Origin of the sequence: Tenebrionibacter intestinalis, assembly GCF_016632365.1 — a bacterium.
Taxonomy (GTDB): Bacteria; Pseudomonadota; Gammaproteobacteria; order Enterobacterales; family Enterobacteriaceae; genus Tenebrionibacter; species Tenebrionibacter intestinalis.
Window position 1 is genome coordinate 1 of sequence record NZ_JAEPBH010000090.1, and the last position, 3,000, is coordinate 3,000.

General features: G+C 42.4%; 3 protein-coding genes, 1 tRNA gene and 1 other RNA gene. 1 reads left to right on the top strand and 4 read right to left on the bottom strand.

Annotated elements, in window-relative coordinates:
• Window positions 1–224 precede the first annotated feature (224 nt).
• Entirely contained in the window at window positions 225–788 is a 564-nt protein-coding gene (locus JJB97_RS17540; RefSeq protein ID WP_238715369.1) for a PDDEXK family nuclease, read from the bottom strand.
• Window positions 785–1,021, bottom strand: coding sequence for a helix-turn-helix domain-containing protein (locus JJB97_RS17545; protein ID WP_238715370.1), 237 nt, complete (start codon window positions 1,019–1,021; stop codon window positions 785–787). Before JJB97_RS17545 ends, JJB97_RS17540 begins: the two co-directional genes overlap by 4 nt.
• Before the next feature lie 55 nt (window positions 1,022–1,076).
• On the opposite strand from JJB97_RS17545, the gene JJB97_RS17550 reads away from it, so the two are divergent.
• The gene (locus JJB97_RS17550; protein WP_238715371.1) at window positions 1,077–2,057 is read left to right on the top strand and encodes a DNA-methyltransferase; all 981 of its coding nucleotides are present in this window, start codon (window positions 1,077–1,079) and stop codon (window positions 2,055–2,057) included.
• Window positions 2,058–2,472: 415 nt separating this feature from the next.
• Here the strand turns inward: JJB97_RS17550 and JJB97_RS17555 are convergent.
• Both JJB97_RS17555 and JJB97_RS17560 read right to left on the bottom strand, forming a co-directional pair.
• Window positions 2,473–2,560 (bottom strand) — tRNA-Ser (locus JJB97_RS17555).
• A 244-nt stretch (window positions 2,561–2,804) separates the two neighbouring features.
• Window positions 2,805–2,939: non-coding RNA, RtT sRNA (locus JJB97_RS17560), on the bottom strand.
• Between the last annotated feature and the right edge of the window lie 61 nt (window positions 2,940–3,000).

Consider the following 3,000-nt stretch of genomic DNA (forward strand, 5'->3'; position numbering starts at 1 on the left):
TCAAAAACAGGCAATTACACAATTTTAATTACAGTCTCCATTTAAGGTTAAGACGATGTCCCGTTCACCTGAAACCCGATGTTAAACGGGGCTTCATCAACGGTGAACGGGCATGTTGCTCGCTGTTAACGGGTTTGATGACCTGCGGCCACTCGTAGAGACTGTGTACGGAAACGCCCAGATGGTCGGAAACGACGGCAAAGCAATAAATTAAAGCTAACTTATTAATTTTCCGCTTCAAAACCCCCAGGATCGATTTGTTTTTCGATTTCAGGAGTCCAAAGTAATTCTTCTGGAGTCGCATTTGACCAGAGTAATTTACCATACTCGATAACATACTTAACCGGTATTTTAGGATTGTTTATGTCGTTACCATCCCTTTCATGCCATTGTCTCTCCCATTTATTATAGAAGACTTCCAAATCATCAGGCATGAGTAAATAAACCGAACGAATAGTGATGTTACTATAAATTGCGAACACCCACGGAACTTTTCTATATTTCGCAATTATTGTTGGGTTCATATGATGGTGAGTTGAAAAACTCTTGGTTAGCTCAACATTCACTGATTTTAATTCAAACTCGGTACCAGTGATATCTACTGCATCATTACCTTCTCGCCCGGGAAGAACTTTAAGACTGAGAAGTAAAAGAACTTGTAGAAGTTTTCCTCCGTTATCCTGGAATATATCATTGATTCCATGTTTATTAGCTAACCGTTGATATTCTTCAATCTGAGGCCAAAGTGCAATTAAATTTGTCCAATCTTGATGCAACTCAAATTTCATACCTGACTATTCTCCAGTAGAGAACCAGGAGAGACTCCAAGGGCTGAAGCAATTCGGTCGATATTATCAATGGAAATGTTTCTTTCACATCGTTCTACTGACCCGATGTAAGTCCTGTGCAAGCCTGCTAAGTCAGCCAGGGCTTCCTGAGATAAACCCTGTTTCTCCCTTAACTTTCTGATGTTATGGGAAAAAATTACTCTTGCGCTTGAGGGGTTTATCTTTCGTTCCATTCGCGAGACAATGCAGCCTTGATGACAATAGATCTACAGACTATAAGTAGCAGTTATGATATTCGATGATAAAAAACCTGCGTACAAAACAGATTTGGGTGCAATGTTCATTGCTGACTCGCTTGAAATGCTTGAATCGATGCCCGATAACAGCCTAAATTTAGTGATGACAAGTCCCCCTTTCGCATTACAGCGTAAGAAAGAATATGGAAATCACGATCAAGTACAGTACATCGATTGGTTTTTAAAATTCGGCGAGTTAGTTTTTAAGAAGCTAAAAGATGATGGTAGCTTTGTCGTCGATATTGGTGGCGCTTACATGAAAGGCGTGCCTGTTAGAAGTGTTTACAATTTCCGGGTTTTGATAAGGATGATTGATGAGGTTGGGTTCCATCTGGCCGAGGATTTCTATTGGTTTAACCCTTCAAAACTACCAAGCCCTATTGAGTGGGTTAACAAAAGAAAGTTGCGTGTTAAAGATTCTGTTAACACAATTTGGTGGTTTAGCAAAACCGAATGGCCAAAGTCAGATATAACTAAAGTTCTTGTTCCATATAGTGACAGGATGAAAAAACTTATTGAAGATCCTAATAAATTTTATTCCCCAAAAATGCGTCCATCAGGACATGATATAAGCAGCAGCTTTGGCAAAGATAATGGCGGCGCTATACCTCCAAACTTATTGCAAATCCCCAACTCCGAATCTAACGGGGGTTATTTAACCGGTTGTAAAAAAATTGGTGTTAAAGGACATCCAGCACGATTCCCATCTAAATTACCGGAGTTTTTCATTAATATGTTAACTGAGCCGGGGGATCTTGTTGTAGATATTTTTGGTGGTTCAAATACAACAGGAAGTGCTGCTGAGCAATTGAAACGTAAGTGGCTTTCATTTGAGATATCACCTGAATATGTAGCGGCGTCTGTATTTAGATTTACAGATAAAAATACAAGTCAAGTTAGGCTTCAAGAGATGTATGATACTATATTAAATGGAAATACACTCGATTTATGTACCAGAGAAAATAAAGGTTAAGTCGTAGTTGGCTGATGTGTGAAGTAAGTCAATCATAGGATCAGATTGGCTTTTTATTATCATAATAATTAAGCATGAAGTGTATTATTCGCGACTTGATCTGAAACATGGCTTTGAAAGGTTGCGAGTTACCGGTTTTGACATAGGTGACGAATCCTTATACAAAACATGAAGTAACTCTCATGCTTCATACCACCAATCCCGTCATCAAACCCAAAGCCGGTTTGCTTAATCAGGCTAAAGAACTCAGCAACGCATCTAAAGCCTGTAAAATCAGGGGCGTATTAATCAATGGGGGAGCAGGTCAGGCGATGTACTTACATGTTGTCGAACCCAGGTCGAGGGTTCTCACCCTCCCACGTTTGCATTTCAGGCACTAAAAAGCCCGCTTTGAGCGGGCTTTTTTAACTGAATATGGCGGTGAGGGAGGGATTCGAACCCTCGATACGTTGCCGTATACACACTTTCCAGGCGTGCTCCTTCAGCCTCTCGGACACCTCACCATATTGTTGTCTGTTACTCACCTGCGGTGGGCAACGGGGCGCTACTATAGGGAGTCGGGGTTTTTCGGTCAAGCAGAATTTTTTCCGGCCGTTTTGTTCGGTTAAGCGATAAGCGGACGAAACAGGCGGCGTTGACGTGAAAGGCCAGGCATGTGGCGCCGTATTTGAAGAACGTCGAGAAGATCTGAATGCCTTCCTGTAGCACGAAGGCTTTTGGGGAAATCGCGGGCTTTTTATCTGAATATGGCGGTGAGGGAGGGATTGACTCGCGGAGCTCGCCCTGCGGGCAGCCTCTTCGCAGGCTCAGAGTCTGTCCAACAGGCTACGCCTGTTGTCGAACCCTGGTCGAGGGTTCTCACCCTCCCACGCTTGCATTTCAGGCATTAAAAAGCCCGCTTTGAGCGCTGAGGAATCCCCATAAATCAGCGCTAATAAACCAG

Bases quoted from the DNA above. Each gene is read 5' to 3' on its own strand.
- JJB97_RS17540 (WP_238715369.1), bottom strand. From the start codon at position 788: ATGAAATTTGAGTTGCATCAAGATTGGACAAATTTAATTGCACTTTGG.
- JJB97_RS17550 (WP_238715371.1), top strand. From the start codon at position 1,077: ATGATATTCGATGATAAAAAACCTGCGTACAAAACAGATTTGGGTGCA.
- JJB97_RS17545 (WP_238715370.1), bottom strand. From the start codon at position 1,021: ATGGAACGAAAGATAAACCCCTCAAGCGCAAGAGTAATTTTTTCCCAT.